The organism is Sorangium sp. So ce1504, assembly GCF_051521635.1.
Taxonomy (GTDB): Bacteria; Myxococcota_A; Polyangia; order Polyangiales; family Polyangiaceae; genus Sorangium; species Sorangium cellulosum_B.
The window spans coordinates 11,982,440-12,003,312 of record NZ_CP150365.1 but is presented as its reverse complement, the minus strand read 5'-3'; the positions used below and the strand labels follow the sequence as shown (position 1 = coordinate 12,003,312).

Here is a 20,873-nt window from a genome sequence, read left to right as displayed (position 1 = left end):
CAGTATTTGGCACGTGGATTGCGCTAGAGAAAACCCTTGTGAGCCTAAAGATACGCTAGGCCACTTTCAGCACCGGCAACCTTACAAATCCCGCTCGGGGTTCGTACCCGCATACGGCCAATCATCTGATCGGTCCACGAGAACCCAATTCCGCCGTCCCGGTGCCCGCACCTGAGCTCCGGACGCTGCTCGGGACCGACGACTGGGCGTTGGGGGATCGCCCCTGCTGCTCAGCGCGCAGGACGGGCTCCTGGCGCGCTACCCCTTCCCGACATCCCCGGGCGCGAGCACCTTCTTCCTGAGGGCCCGGATGAGCTTCTGCAACCCGGCCTGGAACTTCGCCTCGTCTGCCTCGGCGCCCTCGAAGTCGGTCACAACGCGGTCGCGCACGGCCTGGGCGACGGCCGCGTTCGGCGGCTTACAGCCGGTGAACACATAGTCATTGAGCCGGGTCGGAATTGAGGTATGAGGCGCCGCCGTCCCGTGCCTGGCGGGTTGTTGACGCTCCCGTTAGATGATGGGTGGGGGCCGCTTTTCGCTCACGCAGGATGATGGCTCGCTCACGCACGCGATGGCCATCGCCCGCCCATCCGGTGCCCGGAGCCCCCGCCGGAGGCTCCGTCCGCCCATCGCCCGTGCGACGTGGCCGCCGGGGCGCGCAGGGCGCGTCAAGGACGGCGCAGCCGCCGAGCCCTGCGAGGGAACCCTTGACGCGTCCGAGCACCCCGGCACGCTCATGACGCGATGGGCCGACCATCACGCCCGTGACCGGGCCCGCTCACCGTCGCGATGGTCATCAGCCAGCCCGAGCGAGAAAGCATCAACCAGCTTGATTCTCAACACCAGTGCAAGACCGAGATCAGGGTCGGCTTAACTCGCACCGTAGGCTCGGCATGCGCGAGCGACTTCGCTGAGGGCGCCGGCGAAGCGCACGACGACGCAGGGCCAGGCGACGCAGACGCGGGCGACGCGGGTGCAGCGGGCCAAGGCGCATGCCCCGCGCGCTCGATCACGACAGGCGTGCTCGCGCTCGGCTCACCCGGCCGCGACGCGCAGCACGTCGGACCGGAGGTGGAGAAACGACGCGTGCACATAGCGCACGAACGGCGCCTTCAGGCCGAAGAACTCCGCCAGATCGACCTCGGCCGCCGCGCGGAACATCCCCTGATCCAGCACGGGAGCCTCGGTGCGGAGCGCCCCGCTCGCGAGGCTCCGGCAGGCGGGAGACGCCGACGCGGGGTGGATGACGACCACGAGCGTGGCGGCCCACGGGGCGGCAGCGAGCCGCGCGCCAATGGATCTCGGATACCGATAGCGGAGCGCGAGCACGCCGCCCCGCAGCGCGGCCTCAATGACGGGTGCCGCCGCCGCGGCCCGGGCCGTTGGCGCGGCCTTCTTCGCCGCAGCCGCGCCCCTCGCCCCCGCAGGCGCACCCGCCGCCCCGGGCGCGCCGCCGCACCCGCCGAGCACCACGAGGCCAGCCCCCGCGGTCACCTGCGCGATGAACGCGCGCCGCCCCTCACTCGCCATGCGACGGCCCCTGGAGCCTGCGCCTGCGCGCCTGCCCCACCAGCATCCGCGCCGGCGTGATGCGGCCCAGCACCGCGGCGCTCTCCTCCGCCGTCGGCCGCACGGGGTGCCCCGGCGGGAGCTCGGCGACCATGCTCTGCCACAGCGCGAGCGCCCGGTGCTGGTAGATCTGCGCCAGGCTCGATCGCGGCGAGAGGAAGCGCTGGCCGAGCACCATGGCCCTCTCCAGGAAGGCTATCGCCTCGTCGTCGCGGCCGTCGTTCAGGAGGTGGAGCCCCTCGTTGTACCAGGGCATCGGATCCGCCGGATCCTCCTCGCGCATGCGCTGGTTCGCCTCGAGGTAGCGCGACAGCTTCTCTTCCATGACGCCGTCGTCCTTCAGGAAGCCATAGTGCTGGATCTCCACGCCGGCCGGGCGGACGACGAGCTCCGGGTGCCGATCGAGGCTCGGCTGCACCGTCTCGTGCACGGCGCGCCCGTACCGGATCCGCGCGTCGTTGCGGAACAGCCGCACGGCGATCGTCATGACGGGCGGGCCGTCCTTCTGGTGATTGGCGATCTCGAAGGAATAGGCGTGGACGTCGAGGTCGTCCATGAGCCGCACGACGCGCGGCAGATCCCAGTGCGCGAGCTCCTCGTCCGGGTCGAGGCTCAAGATCCAGGGCCGCGTGGCCATCTCGAGGCCCACGTTGCGCACCTCGGCCAGGTCCAGCCGGTCCGTCCGGTGGGCGCACACCCGGTCGGTGAACCTCCGCGCGATCTCGACCGTCGCGTCGTCGCTGCCGTTGTCGACGATGCAGATCTCGTCGACGAACGGCTCCAGAAACGCGAGGAACCGCTCCAGCCGCTCCGCCTCGTTCCTCGCGATGATGCAGAGCGATACGCCGGACGCGGGCGCATACCTGCGCAGCGTCACCGTGTTGCTCGCGAGATCGGCCAGCTCGGGGGGAGCGCCCGCGCGCGGCGGCGTGTACGGGTCCGGCCGCCCGTGGAGCGCGAGCCGCGCCTGCCGCGACGCCTCGGTGTCGTAGCCGAGCCGCCGCACGCGGACGTCGGTGAAGCGCCCGCACCCGTCCGGCATCTCGGGGATGCCGCCGCCGGGCAGGCCGCCCTCGGCCCCCCGGGCGACGCGCAGGCCCGGCTCGCTCCGGTACATGCGGTACCCCGACATGGCCCCGAGCGCGCCGTCCGCCCGGAAGTACGTGCGCGTCGGCTCCCAGAACGTGTACCAGTGGAAGCCGAGCGCCTTGATGTGCGGATCGGCGAGCTGCATGAGGCGCTCGGCGCGCGCGCGGTCCATCTCGAACACCTCGTCCCCGTCGACCGCGAGGATCCAGTCCGGGGCGAGCTCCGCCGCCATCTGCAGGGCGCGGTCGCGATCGCGCCGATCGTCGACGCCCGGCGGCAGCTCCGTCCGCTCGTACCTGGCCACGGCGGGGTGCGACCGGGCGATCGCCCCCGTCCCGTCCGTCGATCCGTCGTCGAGCACGACGATCGCGTCGGCGAACCGCGCCGTCGCGTCGAGGCTCTCGCGCAGCGTCGCCTCCGCGTCCCTGACGCGGTACGCGGCCACGAGCCGCGTCTTCCCGGCGCGGCGGGCGCGCCACTTCTCGAAGAAGAGCTCCGCGCCCCCGAGGCCGCCCTGCGCGCCGGGGAATGCCTTGCTCAGCGTGGCGCTCCCCTCGTGGTGCACGTACACGTCGCTCGCGATCATGCACTCGAAGCCGCGCTCCTGCGCCCGCAAGGCGAGGTCGGCGCCCTCGTGGCCCACCGGGAAGAAGCGCTCGTCGAGCCCGCCGATCTCGGCGTAGACCTCGCGGCGCATCATCAGGCAGAAGGTCGAGAGGGCGAACGACGGCGCCCACCGCCGGCGGAACGCCTCGCGGTGCTCGGCCGCGAGCTCGTTCAGCGCCTCCGGCTGGAACGGCGGCGGGTTCTGCACCTTCTGCGGGCCGCGCGCGCTGTTCGTCACGGGCCCGACGAGCCCGACGCGCCGCGCGCCGGGCACGGCCCGCGGCGCCTCCTCCATGCACTCCCGCAGCCCCTCCAGCCACCTCGGGGTCACCACGACATCGTTGTCGAGCAGCACCAGGTACTCCCCGGCCGCGACCTCGATTCCCCGGTTCGCGCCGCCGGCCAGGCCGAGGTTCTCGTCCAGGAAGACCGTCTTGGCGGCGTCCCCGAGCCGGCGCGCGACGTCGGTGAGGTAAGCGGGCGTGCCGTCCTCCGAGCCGTTGTCGACGAAGACCACCTCCGCGTCCGAGGGGAGCGTGCGGAGGAGGGCGTCCACACATCGCGCCGTGTACTGGAGGTTGTTCCACGTGACGACGATAACGGAATAAACAGGCGTCATCGGGCACCGGGCGGGGCCATGAGGCGAACCACGTTGGAGACGTACTGGCGATACGCCGCGTGCAGATAGAACGCCCCGACCCGGGGTGCCAGGACGATCTCGCACCGGAAGCTGCCCACGAGGTCCGCGCCCACGTCGTCGATGTCGTCGGGGAAGACCAGCCTCGGCCCGAGCAGAGGCACGGTGACGCCGCCCTGCGCGGGGGCGTAGATCAGCGTGAGAAAGACGCCGCGGAGCACCTCGGCGCGCTCGACCTCGATATCGACGGCGGGCACCCGCGCGCTGCCGTGGACGACGTGGACGAGGGCGCCGCCCTCGACGGTGGGCGGGCCCGGCTCGGCGAGGACGACGCCCGCGCCGGAGGTCGCGGGCGTCTCCGCGGTCAGGCCGAAAGAGACGGATCGGACGAGCATGGGTTCACCGCCGGTCAGAATTCGATGGCCTTCTTGTCGACGAGATCGATGCCTATCACGTTCGACACGTAGTTCTCGAGGACGAGGTACACATAGACGCTCGGCCGGTAACGGGGCACCGCCACGGCGCAGGGGAACGCGACGGTGACGTTGAGCCAGGCGCCCTGGTACCCCTCGGACGCCAGGCTGCCGCGGCCCGGCATCGGCAGCGCGGGCTCGGCGAGCTGGTTCGGGCCGTCGCGCTCGCCGGCCGGGAACTCGATGAACGTGTTGCGCGCGAGCAGGGCGCCGCCGTCCGCCTGCTCGATGTCGTGGACGACGAGGACCATCGACTCCTCGACGTCGCGGTAGCGGCTCGCGACGGCGTCCGGGAACAGGAACGAGGCCGAGACGTCGAGCTCCACCGTGCCCGCCGCGAAGGACACCCGCGAGATCGCGAGTCGGATGGCCTCCTTGCCGGCCGCGATCTCGGGCGAGCCCGCGTGGGGGGCGAAACCAAAGGGTGTCCGGGGTTCGATCTCCATGGGGTCCTCTCGACGTGGGCGCGGCGCGGGGCGCGGGGTCGAGAGAGCAGCGCGCCCCCGCCCCGCCCGCGAGGTTCAGCCAAAGTGGTTCCAGTTGCGGGAGGTCTGCGCCGGCGTGTCGAGGCGCACGCGGCGGATGCGCGGGGCGCACACGGGGCAGAAGACGCCATCGTCGCGGTTGTTGTGGCCGGCGTGGTAGATGGTGCAGAGCCGCCCGCCGAGCGCGGGCCACCAGTCGTACCGCTGGCCCGACGTGGTGGACGGGTCCGGCGTGAGGCCTGCGTTCGTGTTGCAGTGCGGGCCCTGCCCGCCGAACTGGTCGGTGTACCAGCGGGGGTTGGCGAGCTGCGTGGCGAGCGCCACGCCGGTCGCGCTGTACTGCGGCTCCTGCCGGACGGTCTGCCCGATGCCGTGCCCCATCTCGTGGACGAAGGTTCCGAGGACCGCCGTCTCGCTCCGGCCGGGGCCCGTGCACCCGACGACGCAGAAATTGCCCCAGCTGTAGCCGTTGATCGAGCTCTTCCAGATGAACGAGAACGTGAGGTTGTACGTGTTGCCCGGCGTGGCGAGGTGGGCCGTGAGGCCCGGCAGCGTGGTGAGGTTCCAGTTCACGCGGTTCGGCGACCCGGGCGTGAAGGTGAAGTACGCCCGCACGTCGGTGGCGCCGGCCGCCGGCCACGACGCCTGCGCCGTCCACATGAAGTTGTTGCCGTTCGTGGGGTCGCGCCACACGGTGCGGAACGTGGTGATGCTCCCGACCGCGTTGTTCGCCGTGGGCAACGCGCGCCGCTCCAGCTGCGTGTAATAGCAGTTCGGCACCAGCAGGAAGGCCATGTGAAGCGGCTTGTCGGTCAGCGTGCCTCCCCCGGGGGGCAGGCCGCCGACGCGCAGGTTGAGCAGCGCGTTCGGGCCGCCGTTCATGAACGGCCAGTCGAAGGTCGGCGAGCTGACCGCCTGCTGCGACAGGCTCTGGAAGTCGACGCGGGCCGAGTCCACGGTCGCGAGCGCGGGGAGGACCGCCCTGCGCTCCAGCTCGATGAAGTGCCGCGCGAACTCGCCCACGAACCGCGGATCGATGTTGTTGTACGTCGCGAGCGTCTGCGCGCCGGAGTACCAGACCGTATAATAGAGCTTTCGCCACGTCTGGAACTCGTCGGTGGCGAGGAACTGCGCCCGCTGCCCGTCGCGCGACGCCTTGATCGTGTACTTGTCGCCGCCGATGTGCGTGAACGTGAGCGTGTTGTCGAAGTGGTGCCCGGCGCCGACCGTCACCCCGGGGGCCGCGCCGTGCGCGAGCCGCGTGCGCTCGGTCAGCGACTGGAATGCGAGGTTCTCGTTGCCCGGGTCGGGCTCGATCCACCAGTCCACCCGATCGCCGGGCGCGACGTTGGGCACCTGGTTGGGCGTGACGCGCAGCTGCCGCACGGGGCCGTTCACGCCGGTCGCGGCGGCAGGGAGGTTCACGTATTGCTTGATCGTCGGCATGCGAGAGCTCCAGGACGAATCAGCGGGGAGTCCGGTCCATCAGCGCGGCGCGGGTCGAGGCTCGCTCCGCGGCCGCCCCCTCAGAACACCTCGATCTTGTCGACGCCCCAGTCCTTGGGGTTCTCGGGCGCGGGCGGGGGCTCCTCCATGACGATGACGATGAGCGGCGGCTGGACGAGCGGCGTGGGCGGGGTGTTCTTGCTGTTGTGGAGCATGAGATCGAGCGCGCGGGCGCAGCCCTTCCCCTCGACCTTGACGTCGAACGAGTAGCTGATGAACTCGGCCTTGTTCATGTTCACGCCGGAGACGACGCCCCCGTTCGTGCCCGCCTCGTCGCCGCTGCTGCGCGAGAAGTTGCTGTCCTGATGGCAGACGGGGTTGCCGTCGGCCTTGACGTTCTTCGCGGTGCTCGCGGCGTCGGACGACATGGCGATGTTGGGATAGGGGATGGGGACCGGCGGCGCGGGCGGCGCGGGGGTGAGGCACACGTCCGGAAAAGCGATGGTCATTCCATTGCTCGCGGCGTGGACGACCGTGCGTGAGTTGACTCCTACGGTGACAGGCATATCGCTCCTCCTTCACGCCCTCTTCGCTGCAGCCGAGACGAGGCACACGGCGGCGCGCGTCCCGTCGCCGGAGCCCGCGAAGAGCGCGGCGCGCGCCTCGGGGGACGCGCCGCGCTCGAACGATCGCACGCACGCGGCCGCGAGGCACCCGCCGGTCGCGGCGCCGACGTCGCCGTAGCCGTCGGCGGGGTGCCACAGCGCCCGGACGCCCCCGAGGAGCGCGGGCGCGCGGACGCGCGCGAGCCCCCACTCCTTGGCCCGGTAGCTCTCGCCGTTGAGATCGCAGAGGACCCACGCGGGCGGGCCGCCCGCGGCGCACGCGGCGGCGAGCGCCGCGGCGAGGGCCTCGCCCGAGGGGGGATCGCCGCTCTCGATGGGGCTCTGCTCCTCCCCGGCGCCCGAGCCCTCGATCTCGGCCAGGATGGGGGCGCCGCGGGCCTCGGCGCGGCGGCGGTGCTCGACGAGCAGCGCGGCCGCGGCCTCGCCCGGGATGAACCCGTCGAGGTTGCGGCGGCTCTTGAGCCGGCGCGCGTGGTCGAGCGCCTCGAGCAGCCCCACGTCGACCTGGGAGTCGGCGCCGGCCACGATCCAGGGCGTGCCGGGGTCGGCCTCGACGGCGCGCGCCGCGTGGGCCAGGCCGAGGAGCATCGCCGCGTGCCCGTCGGGGGCGAGGAGGCCGCGGGTCACGGCGTCGACCCCGGCGGCGTCGGCGAGCCGCTCCCGGAAGGCGTCGCGCAGCTCGTGGTGGTGCGCGGCGGGGCCGGGCGAGGGGCGCGCGAGGAAGAACGAGGCGTCCTCCAGGTCGGCGCGCGCGAGGTCGCCGGAGGTGGCGAGGTCCTGGAGCGCCAGCGCGAGCAAGCGGACCGGGAGGTCGAGCGCGCGGGGGAGATCGGTGTACGCCGCGACCACGGAGAAGGGCTCCTCCGGGCGGGGCGGGTCGGCGGGGAGGCAGGGGTAGCTCGGCCACTCGCGGAAGCGCGTGAGGCGAGCGCGGACCGCGGCGGTGGTGGACGCGGCGGTGTCGCCGAGGGCGGTGACCATGCCGGCGGCGGTGATGACGGCTCCGGTGCTCATGCGGGCGCGGGCTCCACCTCGATGCGGCGCACGCGGAAGAGATCGCGACCGACGGGCATGGCGCCGCGGTACACGAGCACGGCGCGGAGGTCGTCGGGCTCGAGGACCACGGTGTCGAGGACCAGCGGGAGCGGGCGGCGCTCGGAGTCGATCAGGACCACGGCGCGAGGCGCCGCGGGGGGCAGCGAGAAGCGCTGCGGGCCGAGGGGGCTCAGGTGCACGAGCTCGACCGGCTCGCCGCCGCGCAGGTGCGGCGTGGCCACGAGGCGCGGGTGCGCGCCCTGGTGGTAGCGAGGGTCGAAGGCGGCAGGCAGGAACGGCGACGGGGCGGGAGGCGGCGACCCGGCAGGAGGCGGCGACGCGGGGTCGGGCGCCGTGGCGGCGTAGCGCAGGCGCGGCTGCCAGCTGCGCCCGATGAAGCCGAGGCCGACGGGCTCGGGGCGATCGTCCGGCGAGCGGAGCGGCTTCCTGGGATCTTCGAGGTTCGGCATGGCGAGCTGCGCGAGGTCGACGAGCGAGCGGCGGGCCCGGAACCCGCGCCCGACGGGGTTGCGCGGCTCGACCTCGTGGTCGGCGGCGGACTCGGCGGACTCGTCCCGCCCGCCGAACGCGCGCTCGTACACGAGCGGCATCCGCTCGAAGGGCGCGGGGGACGCGGGGCGCGCCCAGGTGCGGTCGCCGAAGACGGCGAGGGTCGTGCGGATCGGGCCGACGCGCACGGAGACCTGGACCTCGGCGTCGCGGCGGCCGGGAGGGTACGCGTGGCCGAGGACGACGACGTCCGTGCCGACCTTGTGTGGCGCGAGGTCGCTCTCGTAGCGCACGCTCGAGAGGCCCGGCTCGCCGTGGAAGGCGTCGGCGAGCTGGAGCGGCACCTGCTCGGCCGCGGGCGCGAGGCGGCCGCCGGCGTGGATGGCGAACGTCGCCTTGACGAGGACGACGAGCACCTCGGCGCCGGCGGCGTCGACGTGGACGATGCGCTCGGCGACGAAGGGGGTTCGATTGCGGAGATCCATGTTCAGCTGGGCGTGGGCGCGGCGTCGGGCACCGAGCGGAGGAACGAGGCGCCGAGGCCGTCGGCCGCGACCTTCGCGGGGCGGCGCTTGCGCGGGGGGATGAGCGGCTCCGACGAGGGGCGCGCGTCCGGGGCGAGGCGCTGCCGGCGCGGGCGCGCGGGGCGCCGGGCAGGGGCGGCGGCTGCCGCGGCGGGCCAGGGTGGGGCGGCGGGCGACGATCCCAGGGCGTACGACGGCGCGATGCGCGGCTGGGCGAGGGTGTACGACGGCGCGACGGGCGGCGGCGAGGCGACGTGCGCCGAGGCCGCAGCCGCGCCCGACGCCCACGGCGAGCGCGGCTCCGAGGCGGCGTGGGGCGCCGCGCCCGACACCCATGGCGAGGAGCGCTCCGGCGCGGACGGCGCGGGAGGGGGCGCGGACGGCGCCTGGGGAGCAGCGGGGACGGGCGCGGACGGCGCTGGCGCGAACGGCAGCGCGCCGGACGCTGCCGCCGGCGATACGAACGGCAGCACGCCGGACGCCGCCGGCGCTCGGACCGGCGCCGCAGGCGACGCCGCGGCCGGGGCGGCGAACGGCAGCGCCCACGCCGCCGCGCCATCGCGGGCGCCCGGGGGAGACGGGGCAGCGGGCGCGAACGGCAGCGCCTTGGAAGCTGCGCCCGCCGCCGGCGCCACGAAGGGCAGGCCGCCGCGCCGCGGCTCCGCGGGCGGTGTCCCCGCTGCGGGCATCTCCGCCGTGCCAGACCTCGCGAGGTGCGGTCCTCCCACGGAGGCCGCGGGCGACCGGAACGGCAAGGCGGGGTTCGGCTGGACGTCGTCCGGATCGACCGACACGGTCCCGGACAGCGGATGGTCGGTCGCCCCGCGCGCCGCCCGCTGCGGGCTCGCCGCCGCCGACGCCTCCTCCGGATCGAGCGCCACCGTCCCCGCCAGCGGATGCTCCGCCGCCCCGCGCGCCGCCCGCTGCGGGCTCGCCGCAGCCGGCGCCTGCGCCCGCTCCGCGCGGACCGGCGGCGCTGCCGCGACGTCCCACGGCACCGCCTCGCCCGGGAGCGCGACCCTGGCCGTGACCCGGACGCTGGCGAGGGCCTCCTCGCCCGGCAGCAGCGCGCTGGCGCGCCACACGAGCGAGCAAAGCCAGCGATCGGCGTCGATCACGAGCATGTCGGCGACCAGCGGCAACACCTGCGGCTGCGCCGCCCCCCCGAACGCGACCCGCGCCTCGGCGACGGGGCCCGGCAACCAGGCCTCGATGCGGTCGAGATCCGGGTGCATCCCCTCGATCAGGATCCACTCGTTTCCCCGGAGGTACGGCGTCTGCTGATCGGCCGGCGCCGCCTGGAAATACGCCCAGTCGAAGCCGTCCGGGACCACGGGCCACGGGGCCTGCACGCCGCGCGGATCGGCGTTGCCCAGCCGGCGCTGCCGCGCGGGCCAGTGCGCCGCGATCGGCCCGAGGCCGGCGGCGCGCGTCGGCTGCCGGGGGTCGATGATGTTGGGCGCGCGGCCGGCGCGCGGATCGACGCCGGCCGGGTTGTCGGGGTCGGCCGCCCCGCCGAGGGCGCGCTCGTAGCCGAGCGGCATGGCGAGGAACGGCTGCGGGGCGCCGCGGCCGTTGCCGCCGCGGTCGCCGTAGACGTGCAGGGCCTTGTCGAGGAGGACGGCCGCGTCGAGGCCGACCCGCAGGCGGACGGGGACGAGCGGCGCCGGGCTCCGCCCGCGGGCCCAGGCGTGGCCGCCGAGGAGGATGTCCGCGCGCGGAAGGAACGGGGCCATCTCCGCGGCCGCCGAGATGGCGGCGCGCGGGTCGGCCGCGGCGCGCGCCGCGCGCACGTCCGCCGCGACGATCGGCGCGGGCGGGAGCGGCGACATGGCGCGCTTGTGCTCGAGCTGGAAGGTCGCCTTGACGACCACCGCGAGCATCACCCGCCCCCGGGAGCGGAAGGGGCGCACCGCGGCCGCGGCGTGCCCGAGGGCGCGCGGCGCGGGCGGCGCCCTCACGGCGACGCCCCGAGCGCGGCCCTCTGCCGCTCGACCCGCGCGGCCACGTCGAACAGCGGGCGGCCGGGCGCGCGCGCCGCCCGCTCGAACGCAGCGCCCGCGCGGCGCCGCTGGCCGCCGAGCCGGAGCACGCGATCGAGCGCCCCCTCGTCCAGCGGGCGGCCGTCCACGTGGCGCACCCCCGACGCGAAGCGCCCGCGATGCGCCGCCCAGAGCGCCCGCGCGTTCGCCCCGTGCGGCCACGGCAGCTGCGTGTCCGGATCCATCTTCACGCTCGTGTCGCGCGGATCGTCGCTCGGCCCGGCGTCGAAGCCGGGCGCCGGGGCCCCGCGCAGCGCCCCCTCGATCGGCGCGCCGGTGATGCGCGAGAGCGCCTCGCCGGCGAGCCGCGCGAGCGGCGCGACGTCCAGCCGGTCGAGCACCCACGGCAGCAGCGCCGGATCGCCCAGCGCCCCCGCCGCGACAAGGCAGACCCGCCCGAGCCCGGGCGACCGCATCAGCGCCTCGATCCGGCGGCGGGCCTCGCCCGGCGGGCTCACGCGGGCGGCGCAGTCGGCCGCCTCCTCGGCGAACGCGCCGCTCCGCCCGGCGACGCTCCACAGCGCCTCGTCCGCGCCGCGCGCCCCGAGCAGCGCGCCGGCCCACGCCGACCAGAAGCGCTCGGCCTCGTCGTCCGAGCCCCACGCGCCGCGGAGCTCGCCCGCCAGATCGGCGCGGCCGAGCGCGCCGGCCGCGCGGAAGGCCAGCGCGCGGACGGCCGCGTCGCCGTCGCAGAGCGCGTAGCCAAGGAATTGCCCGGGATCGCGGCGGTGCGCCACGCACGCGGCCAGCGCCAGGCGGCGCAGCGCCGGCGGCTGCGCCCCCGACAGCATCGGCGCCACGATCGCGAACGCGTCGGCCGGCGACGCCCACGCGAGGGCGCCCGCGACGCCGGCGGCGGGCTCGTCCGCCTCCTCCGTCGCGTCGAGCACGGCCGCGAAGCCCGGGTAGTCGCGCGCCTCGACCGCCGCGATGGCCGCGGCGAAGAACGCGCCTGGATCCTTCGTCGAGAGGGCGGCCAGCGTGAGCTCCCAGCCGGGCTCCCCCGCGATCCGGAGCCCATCGAGGTGGGCCTCGACGCGCTCCTCGAGCTCCGCGAGATCGGCCAGCGTGTAGTGGTGCGACCTCACGGCCATCTCGCGGAGCTCCCAGAGGAACGACGCCATCTCCGCGTGATCAGCCACCACCTCGTGAACCATCCGCCTCGGCTCCGATCCTGCGCGACGCCGCTCAGTTGATGTCGACCCCGCTGCCCGAGAGCTTGATGTTCGAGCCCGCCTTGACGCTCACGTCGCCGTCGCTCTTCACCTCGACCTTGGCGCCCTCGACCTTGACGGTGCCCGAGCCCTTCACGGTGATGTCCGACCCCTCGACCGTGATCTTGCCGGAGCTGTCGACGATGATCTTGCCGCTCCCGCACTCCAGCGTGAACTTCTCGCCGACCTTGACCGTCTTCTTCGCGCCGACGGACTCGGTCGCGTCCACGTCGATGTTCCGGGTCTCGGTCCCGCCGACCGAAAGCGAGTCGTCGGCGCCGATGGTGGTGTTGCGCTTCGAGCCGACCTCCAGCGTCGCGCGATCACCCACCTTGACGGTCTCCTCGCCGCCCACCGAGAGCTCGCGCTTGCCGCCCACCGACTCGATGTCGTCCTTCCCGACATCGGTCTTCCGGCCCTGCCCGATCTTCAGGCTCGCGTCCTCGCCGATGTCCACGCTCTCGCTCTTTACGACGCCGAGCGTGCGGTTCGCGCCGATCTTCTCGTTGTGATCCTCGCCGACCTCGGTGGTCTTGAAGGCGCCGATCGACTCCCACTGGCTGTTGTCGATGCGCTTCTTCCGGTCGTGGCCGACGGTCAGGCGCTCGTCGTGGCCGACGGACTGGGTCTTGTCGTTCTCGACCTCGATGTTCCAGTCCTTCTGCGCGTGCAGGTAGATCTCCTCCGCGCCTCTCCTGTCCTCGAACCTGAGCTCGTTCGACCCGCCGCCGCCCGGCGAGGTGTCCGACTTGATGGTGCTCTTCGTCTTCTCGGCCGGCAGCGCGTAGGGCGGAACGTTCGCGCCGTGGTAGACGCGCCCGACGATCAGCGGGCGATCCGGGTCGCCCTCGAGGAAGTCGATGACGACCTCGTGGCCGATGCGCGGGATGTACATCGAGCCCCACGCGGCGCCCGCCCAGATCTGGCTCACCCGCATCCAGCACGAGCTCTGCTCGTTGCGGCGCCCCTTCCGGTCCCAGTGGAACTGCACCTTCACCCGGCCATAGATGTCCGTGTGGATCTCCTCGCCCGCAGGGCCCACGACGATCGCCGTCTGGATGCCGCGGGGCGTCGGCTTGGGCGTCTGCACGGGCGTGCGGTAGGGCACGTCGTCCGGGATGCACTGGAATCGATTGGAGTACCCCACGACGGTCTCCTGCGATTCCCCCCCGACGGCCCGCGAGCCGAAATGGTCGACGCGCGTGATCAGGTATCCGCGGTTGAAGCTCTCGCGGCCGTGGTCCTCGAGCGTGAAGGTGGCCCCGGGCATGAACCGGAGCACGCTCCCCTGCCCCTCCGCGGTGCGGCGCACGAGCTGGAGCTGCTCGAGCCGGAGCTTCGCGAGCTGCGTGCCCTCCTCGGGCAGATCGTGCTCGGTGGCATACACGTACACCTCGAGATCGGTGTCGCGGTCGGCCTCCGCCTCCCCCTCGAGGCTCAGGCTGGGCTTCTGGAAGTTGTAGTCGCGGACGGTGACCTTGCCGGGCCGGACCTCCTCGGCCATCGAGAAGCGGGAGACGGCCTCCTGCCAGGCGAGCGCCCCGCCGCCGGTCCGGTACGGCACGACGGCCGGCCCGTCGATGGGCTCGTGGACGAACGGCGCGTCGCCGAAGACGAGCACGTGGTTGTCGGCCTTGTGCTCGAAGAAACAGAACATGCCTGTCTCTTCCATCAGGCGGCTGATGAACGCCCAGTCCGTCTCGGCGTACTGCACGCTGTACTCTCGCCGATCGTGGGTCATCGCCGTCGAGATGCGGAAATCGTCGGAGGACAGGCCCGCCGCGCGGAGCACCTTGTCGATGATCTCCGGCGCCGTCGCCTCCTGGAAGATGCGGTAGTCGTGCCGGTGCTGCAGGCGCCACGCCCGCGGGACGACCGTCGCCAGGTACGTGGTGACCGAGCGCCCCTCCTCGTGCTGCTCGAAGCGCGCGACGATGCCGTGGATGTACCGAGTCGACGCGTCGTTCCGGATCGTGAGCAGGCACGTTTGCCCGACCAGCCCGTCGAACGCCAGCGCGGCGTCCGTCGACGCGAGGGTCACGCGGAAGTGGAACAGCCGCGATATGCCCTCATGGCCCTCGATCCGCGCGACGCGCCACGGATCGGTCGCGCCTTCCACAGCGAAATCAAACTCGATCGCACCGTCCGCCATCGGTCGCCTCGCCCTCGCACGTCCCGGAGCCCGAGCCGTCGAGCCTACCATCGCTCGCCGGCCGGGTGGGCACATTCACGCGCGCCGACGTCGTCGACATGCCGGCGCACATGCCGTCGACATGCCGGCGCTGCTTGACGAACGGTTGACGCACGGCGAGGACGGGCCTAGTCAGATCGGGCGCCGGGGGAACAGCGGACAGCGGATCGCGCGGATTCATGGGCAACGTCTGGCAGGTCGTCGATGCGTACGGAGACGTCGGCTTCGTCCGCGCAGCCGGCGCGGTCCTGCCCGAGGGCGCGGAGCCGATCGAGCCGCACCTGGCCGCCCTCGAGGTGCCCGCGTGGTTCCCTTTGGAGGAGCCGGACCGCGAGCGCGTCGATCTCCTGAGCGAGCTGTGCGCCGCGGGCGCCGGCATCGTGTCGCTCGACGCGGCGCGCGAGCTCGACCTGCTCCGCGAGCGCGTCGCCGAGCTGCTCCGGACGGGGTGCATCCTCGCCTTCCGCGGCCCGCCGCCGCGCGCCCCCGAGGCGCGCAGGCCGCTCGAGGTGCCGCCGCCGGTGCAGCCGTCGCCGAAGGCGCCCGACATCGTCCACGCGCTGGTCGGCGTGATCCAGGTCGACTTCGCGGCGAACCACGCGGTGGAGCGGGACTCTCTCGGGAACTTCGCCTCCCCCGAGTGGCTGAGCACCCGGCAGGCAACGGATCAATCGCCGGTCTGCTACGTCCGCGGCGCGCGTGTCCCGCTCGCCGTGGTGCTGCGCGTGCTCCGGCCGCCCACCGGGACCGAGTCCGTGCAGCTGCGCGGCCGCGCCATGGCCGGCGGCGTGACGCTCGAATGGACGTGCACGGTCAGCGTGTCGCCCGGGTCGGTCGACGTCTCCACGCCCTCGATGACGAGCAGCGCGCCGCTGCCGAACGTCATCGCCTGCTACGATCCGCTGACGATCGCGTGGGAGGCGAACGCCGCCGGCACCGGCTGGGTCGGCGCGGGCACGACGGCGCACCTGGTCTACGCGGTTCTCGGCGCGCCGGCCGGCACGGTTTACTGGACGCTCGTGGACATCTCGTGCCGCGCGGCCCAGGGCGAGACGACCGAGGGGCGCGTCGTGTCCCAGAGCTTCGCGCCCTTCGCGACGCGGGCGCTCACGCGCAAGCGCGACGGCGTGGGCCTCACGTACTGGAACCCGAACACGACAACGTGCACGAACACCCGCCTGCTCCTCGCGAGCGCCGACGGCAGCGGGCAGTGCGGCTCGTGGGCCGAGTTCTTCATCGACATGCTCAAGGTCCACGGCATCACCAGCGCCGACAAGGTGGTGGTCGTCGTCACCGTGACGGCGTGGACCTCGGGATCCCAGGGGTTCCTCGTGAAGAACTGGCAGTGGAACGCGGCCACGCAGCCCGCCCCGTGGACCCACCGCATGTGGACCGACGTTGTCAACCTGCCGGGGATCCCCGGCCAGCGGAACCCCGAGCCCCCGCCCGCGTTCTTCAACCATTTCATCGTCGTGCACGGCGGCCAGCTCTACGACCCCTCGTATGGCGGCGGGCCGTTCGCCGACGCGGCCACGTGGGAGACCGGCGCGATCGACGGGCTCTTCGCGGCCGCGCTCGCCGGCTATCCGAAATCGTCGAACCCGCAGGCCCTCGTGCAGCTGTGGAACATGCGCACGAACGCCCGCATCTAGCGAGGCGCGGAGGTCGAACGGCATGCCCTCGCCCCTCTCGACCGCCGCGCCCCGCTCGACCAGCGCTCCCAGGAGGCCGCGCCGCGGGCCTCCCGCGCCCGCGCTCCTCGTCTGTCTCGCCGCCGCCGCGTGCCGCCCCGCCCCCGGATCTGCGCCCATGAACGAAACGCCCCCTCCGCCTCTCGCGCTCTCTCCCGCCGCGCTGCCCGACGCCCCGCTCGCGGACACCCTGCGCCTCGTCGCGCTCGACGGGGCGCCCGTGCTGCTCGCGTCGTCGACGCACAGCGCGGCTCCGCCGCACCGCACCGACATCTGGGCCTTGCCGCTCGCGGGCCGCGGTCCGTCGGGCGCCGTCGCCACGATCCCGCAGCTCTTGCCCGCGCTGCCCCGCTGGGACGCCGCGGCGGCGGACGGCGGCGCGCTGTCGTTCGTGGTGGAGGTCGCCGGCGGCGCGGTGAACGCGCTGGTCCGGCTCGACGGCGCCTCCGGTGCCCGCGCCTCGCTCACCGCGCACCGGCCGTTCGCGAGCTTCAGCGGGCCTCGGTTCGTGCGCGGCGCGGGCGCCGGCTCGCTCCCCGCGCCCTCCCCCGGCGTCCCGGGCGCCGTGTCCGCCGTCGTCGACAACGCGACGGCGGTCGTGCTGGAGGCCGCGGCGGCCGGCGGCGCCTCGGTGGACCACCCGATCGGCGAGTGCATCGATGTCGTGGTCCTCGCCGGGTCACCGGGCCCGACCGCGGTGTGCAAGCGCGTCGCCCCCGGCGCCTCGCGCGGCGGCGCGCTGCCCGGCACCGTGCGCGTCTCGGCCCGCGACGCGGCGTACGGCCCTGCCGGCGCCGAGGAAGCGCCGTTCGGCGACCGCCGCGTCTTCGAGCTCGACGCCGACCGCGCGGGCGGCGGGCTCGTGATCGTCGCGACGTCCGCCGCCCATCTCCTCGTCGCGCACCGGCCGGCCCCGGGCGCCGCGTTCCGCGTGCTCCCCGTGGACGCTGGCGGCGCCGATCCAGCGACGTTCTCGGCGCCGTGTGTGCTGGTCACGGATCGCACCGTGACGCTCGCGGTGCTCTCGAAGGCGCGCACGCCCGACGCGCGCGCGCTCGTGGCCACGTGGCCGCTGGACCCGCCGCCCTGACGGGCGCCGCCGTCGTGGCCCCCTCCCCCATGCGCCGTCGCGTCCTGTACATCGGTAATTTCGGCCCGTCGTTCTCGACCGAGAACCACGTCGGCGAGAGCCTGCGAGCGCTCGGCGTCGAGGTCGTCCAGGCCCAGGAGAACGCGTTCACCCTGGGCGAGCTCGACGGCATGGCGCGCGACGTCGATCTGCTGCTCTACACCCGCACCTGGGGCCTGCGCGGCGACGCGCTGCGCTGGATCACCCAGCTGCCCATCCCGACGGCCTCGTACCACCTCGACCTGTACGCCGGCCTCTCGCGCGGCCGCGATCTCCGGCTCGACCCGTTCTGGCGCACGCAGCACGTGTTCACGCCCGACGGCGGGAGCGAGGCGTTCTTCCGGGCGCAGGGGATACGCCACCATTACATCAAGCCCGGCGTGTACGGCGCCGAGTGTTATCTCGCGGAGGTCGATCCCGGCGTCGCGTCCGACGTCTGCTTCGTGGGCTCGTACGATTATCATCCGGAGTGGCCTTATCGGAGGCGGCTCGTGGATTTCCTGTCGGAGACGTACGGCCGCCGCTTCGTGAAGCACGGAGCGCCGGAGAGCTGCGTGCGCGGCGACGCCCTCAACCGCCTGTACGCGTCGGCGAAGGTCGTCGTGGGCGACAGCCTGTGTGTCGGCTTCGATCACCCGCATTACTGGTCCGATCGCATCTACGAGACGCTCGGCCGGGGGGGCTTCATGATCCACCCCTACATCTTCGGCCTGGAGGACGAGTTCCGGGATCGCGAGCACGTGGTCTACTATCCGTTCGGCGACTTCGCGGCCTTGCGGCGCCTCATCGACTATTATGTGACGCACGACGACGAGCGCGAGGTGATCCGGCGGGCCGGGCACGCGCGCGTCAAGGCGAGCTTCACGTATGTGCACCGCATGCGCCAGATGCTCGGCATCCTCGGCGAGCACCACGCGGCGCTGAGGGGCTGGGTGTGACCCTGGCCTGGTGGAGGGCCCTCCCGGCGCCGGCAGAGCCGGGGCTGCGGCTGGATCGGGCGGTATCGAGCTGAGATGCGGATCCACATCGTCACCAACATCGACAACGGCAAGGGGCTCGAGCGCGACTACCGCCTTCTCGGCAGCCTCCTGGAGAGCTGGGGTCATCGGGTCACCGGCCTTCACTTCCAGCACCCCGAGAGCGCGGGCGGCGCGGGAGGCGCCGATCTCGTCATCTTCCTCGAGGTCTACGAGCCGCGCCTCGCCGAGGGCGCGCCGCGCCGCTGGCTGATCCCGAACGCCGAGTGGTGGCGGCCGGAGGCCCGGCCCGCGCTCGACGATTTCGAGCTCGTCCTGTGCAAGACCCGGGACGCGCTGTCGCACTTCGCCCCGCTCACGCCGCGGGCCCGCCACCTCGGCTTCTTCTCGGAGGACCGCTGGGACCCGGCCGTTCCTCGGGCGCGGCGCTTCCTGCACGTCCCTGGCGGCTCCGACGCGAAGGGCACGGACTCCGTGCTTCTGGCCTGGGAGCGCCACCGCATCCCGTATCCGCTGACGGTCGTGTCCTCGCTCGGCTGGCCGCTCAGGCCGCGGAACGTCGAGTTCGCGGGGCGCGTCGACGAGCGGCGGCTTCGCTTTTATCAGAACGCGTCTCGGTTCCACCTCTGTCCGTCTCGTTACGAGGGCTGGGGCCACGCGCTCCATGAGGGCCTGTCGGTCGGCGCCGCGGTCCTCGTGCCCGACACCGAGGCGATGAGCGAGATCGACGGCTGCGCGCTGCGCATGCCGGCCGCGCCGCACGGCGCGCAGGGCCTTGTGCGCACGCACGCGGTGGCGCCGGAGGACGTGCGCGATGCGGTCGAGCGCTGCATGGCGTTCACGGAGGCGGATCTCCGGCGCATCCAGGAAGCGGCGCGCGACGCGTACCTGACCGAGCGCGAGCGGTGCCTCGCCAGCTTGTGGGAGGTGCTCGGCGAGCGGCCGGCGCTGAGGGGCGGCTCCGCGGCAGGCGCGGGCCGCAGCGGCGCGTCCGCGGGTGATGCGGCCGTCGGAGGCGGCGCTGCGGGCGATGCGGCCGGCTCCGCGGCCGGCACGCCCGGCTCGGCTGCGGAGGCTCACGCGACGGGCGCCGCGCCGCCGCGCATCGCCCTCGTGATCCCGTGCCACCCCTCGACCGCGCCCCTCCTGCGGCGCGCCGTGCTCGCGCTGCGCGCGCAGACCGCCGCCCCGTCGTCCTTCGAGGTCGTGGTGGTGTGCGACGGCGGCGACCCGGGCGGCGCGATCCGCGCCGCGGCGGAGCCGGGCTCTCAGCCCTTCCGGGTCGAGATCGTCGACAGCCCGCGCCCGCGCGGGCAGTTCCCGCACTGCAGCCACGCCAGGAACGCGGGCTTCCGCGCCGCCCGGGCGCCCTTGATCTGGTTTCTGGACGCCGATGTCCTGCTCCCGCCCGAGGCGGTCGAGCACGCGCTCTCGGAGCACGACGCGGCGCTCGCGCGCGGCGTGCCGGCCGTGCTCACGCCGGCGCTGGCCCGCGTCGCATTGCCGCCGGCCGCGTGGATCGAGCGCTCGGCCGCGTGGGCGGCCTCGGGTGCGGTCGAGGGGCTCGCCCCGCTCCTCGCGGCCACGCCGCTCGACGGCGGCGTGCCCGGCGCCCAGGGCGATCGGCTCGGCCCCGGCGCCCCGAGCTCCGAGTCGCTCTGCGATGTGCGCGACGGGCTGCCCATCGTCTGGCGAGGCCTTGTCGATGCGCTCGGCGGCTTCGACGAGTGGTTCATCGGCGGTGGCGCCGAGAAGGGAGCCTTCGTCGACCTCCTGGAGGGCGTACGGCGCGCGGACCTCATCGATATGCGCCTGCTCACGAGCGTTCGCGCCCTGCGTCAGCCGCAGAAGGCCGCCACGGAGGCGTTTCAGGTCCACGTCCATCGAGGGCGGGAAGAGCGCGAGCGCCGCGCCCGGGAGATCGGGCATGGCGCGCGGTGGTGGCGGGCGCGGCTCGCCGCGATCCGGGCGGCGCTGTCGCCGGCCGTCATGGCGGCTGCCCCCGACGCGCCGGCGGCGGAGCGCCTGCCGGACTGCTCGCCCGACGCGATCGAGGCGCGCGCGCGGCTCGTGCGCGGCGTGAGGGCGGTCGCCGCCCCCGCCTTGCGCGGTCTGTACGGCGGCGTCGTCGTGGTCGGCGAGGCGGCCGAGCTGCTCGCGCGCGACGTGGCGCAGGTGTGCGGCCTCGCGGCCCGCGTGGCGAGCGTCACAGGGCTCGCCGCGCTGCCGGCGAACCGCGCCTGCGGGGTCCTCCTCAGCGGTGTCCTCGCCGGCGCGACGGAGGAAGAGAGGGCGCGCGTGCTGGACCAGGCCCGCCGCATCGTGAAGGCGACGGGGCCGCTCCTCATCGCGGAGATCGCGGGCGGCTCGGTGGAGCGCGGCGCAGGGACAGCGGGCGGCGATGCGGCGCTGGCGGCCGCCGAGGTGCGGGTACGCGTCGAGCGCGTCGGCGTGTGAGCCTCCCAGCGCTGCTCTTCCTCGTTTGCAGCTCGGGACTCGATCGGACAGCGCTGCGTCGCTGGCCGGAGCCCCGGCGCGCTCGAGCGCATGCGGGGTTGCGCCCGAACCATCGGGGCGCGGCTTCGCGCAGGCGGATCGAAAGACATCGCGATCGCTTGGAACAATTCGC

16 protein-coding genes are annotated in these 20,873 nt (G+C 73.9%); 4 read left to right on the top strand and 12 right to left on the bottom strand.

What is annotated here, in order from left to right; all coding sequences use genetic code 11:
• Positions 1-258 precede the first annotated feature (258 nt).
• The 12 genes from WMF39_RS45220 to WMF39_RS45165 all read right to left on the bottom strand — a co-directional run bounded on the left by WMF39_RS45220 (position 259) and on the right by WMF39_RS45165 (position 14,408).
• Complete coding sequence (locus WMF39_RS45220; RefSeq protein ID WP_437742619.1) at positions 259-435, bottom strand: hypothetical protein; 177 nt, start codon at positions 433-435, stop codon at positions 259-261.
• 600 nt (positions 436-1,035) lie between these two features.
• Positions 1,036-1,530 (bottom strand): hypothetical protein, encoded by a 495-nt coding sequence (locus WMF39_RS45215; RefSeq protein ID WP_437742618.1) that lies wholly within the window; start codon positions 1,528-1,530, stop codon positions 1,036-1,038.
• Positions 1,520-3,883, bottom strand: coding sequence for a glycosyltransferase (locus tag WMF39_RS45210; protein WP_437742617.1), 2,364 nt, complete (start codon positions 3,881-3,883; stop codon positions 1,520-1,522). Before WMF39_RS45210 ends, WMF39_RS45215 begins: the two co-directional genes overlap by 11 nt.
• Positions 3,880-4,296, bottom strand: a complete 417-nt coding sequence (locus tag WMF39_RS45205) for a hypothetical protein (protein ID WP_437742616.1) — start codon at positions 4,294-4,296, stop codon at positions 3,880-3,882. The genes WMF39_RS45210 and WMF39_RS45205 overlap by 4 nt, the downstream gene beginning before the upstream one ends.
• Positions 4,297-4,310: 14 nt before the next feature.
• The gene (locus WMF39_RS45200) at positions 4,311-4,820 is read right to left on the bottom strand and encodes a hypothetical protein (RefSeq protein ID WP_437742615.1); all 510 of its coding nucleotides are present in this window, start codon (positions 4,818-4,820) and stop codon (positions 4,311-4,313) included.
• Positions 4,821-4,895: 75 nt separating this feature from the next.
• Positions 4,896-6,305, bottom strand: coding sequence for a hypothetical protein (locus tag WMF39_RS45195; protein ID WP_437742614.1), 1,410 nt, complete (start codon positions 6,303-6,305; stop codon positions 4,896-4,898).
• Positions 6,306-6,385: 80 nt separating this feature from the next.
• A complete protein-coding gene (locus WMF39_RS45190; protein ID WP_437547197.1) occupies positions 6,386-6,871 on the bottom strand; it encodes a DUF4150 domain-containing protein in 486 nt (161 codons plus the stop codon).
• A gap of 12 nt (positions 6,872-6,883) precedes the next feature.
• Positions 6,884-7,945 carry a hypothetical protein gene (locus WMF39_RS45185; RefSeq protein ID WP_437742613.1) on the bottom strand — a complete coding sequence of 354 codons (1,062 nt, stop codon included), beginning with the start codon at positions 7,943-7,945 and terminating at the stop codon, positions 6,884-6,886.
• Complete coding sequence (locus WMF39_RS45180) at positions 7,942-8,961, bottom strand: DUF2169 family type VI secretion system accessory protein (protein WP_437742612.1); 1,020 nt, start codon at positions 8,959-8,961, stop codon at positions 7,942-7,944. Before WMF39_RS45180 ends, WMF39_RS45185 begins: the two co-directional genes overlap by 4 nt.
• Before the next feature lie 2 nt (positions 8,962-8,963).
• Positions 8,964-10,961: a DUF2169 family type VI secretion system accessory protein gene (locus WMF39_RS45175; protein ID WP_437742611.1), complete on the bottom strand. Its 1,998-nt coding sequence runs from the start codon at positions 10,959-10,961 to the stop codon at positions 8,964-8,966.
• Positions 10,958-12,187 (bottom strand): TIGR02270 family protein, encoded by a 1,230-nt coding sequence (locus WMF39_RS45170; RefSeq protein ID WP_437742610.1) that lies wholly within the window; start codon positions 12,185-12,187, stop codon positions 10,958-10,960. Before WMF39_RS45170 ends, WMF39_RS45175 begins: the two co-directional genes overlap by 4 nt.
• 43 nt (positions 12,188-12,230) lie before the next feature.
• Entirely contained in the window at positions 12,231-14,408 is a 2,178-nt protein-coding gene (locus WMF39_RS45165; protein ID WP_437742609.1) for a type VI secretion system Vgr family protein, read from the bottom strand.
• Between the two features lie 218 nt (positions 14,409-14,626).
• Between WMF39_RS45165 and WMF39_RS45160 the strand changes: the two genes are divergently transcribed.
• From WMF39_RS45160 to WMF39_RS45145, 4 genes are all read left to right on the top strand, one after another.
• Positions 14,627-16,099 carry a hypothetical protein gene (locus tag WMF39_RS45160; RefSeq protein ID WP_437742608.1) on the top strand — a complete coding sequence of 491 codons (1,473 nt, stop codon included), beginning with the start codon at positions 14,627-14,629 and terminating at the stop codon, positions 16,097-16,099.
• 157 nt (positions 16,100-16,256) lie between these two features.
• Entirely contained in the window at positions 16,257-17,228 is a 972-nt protein-coding gene (locus tag WMF39_RS45155; RefSeq protein ID WP_437742607.1) for a hypothetical protein, read from the top strand.
• Between the two features lie 29 nt (positions 17,229-17,257).
• Positions 17,258-18,205, top strand: coding sequence for a glycosyltransferase family protein (locus tag WMF39_RS45150; protein ID WP_437742606.1), 948 nt, complete (start codon positions 17,258-17,260; stop codon positions 18,203-18,205).
• A 75-nt stretch (positions 18,206-18,280) separates the two neighbouring features.
• A complete protein-coding gene (locus WMF39_RS45145) occupies positions 18,281-20,701 on the top strand; it encodes a glycosyltransferase (RefSeq protein WP_437742605.1) in 2,421 nt (806 codons plus the stop codon).
• Positions 20,702-20,873 lie beyond the last annotated feature (172 nt).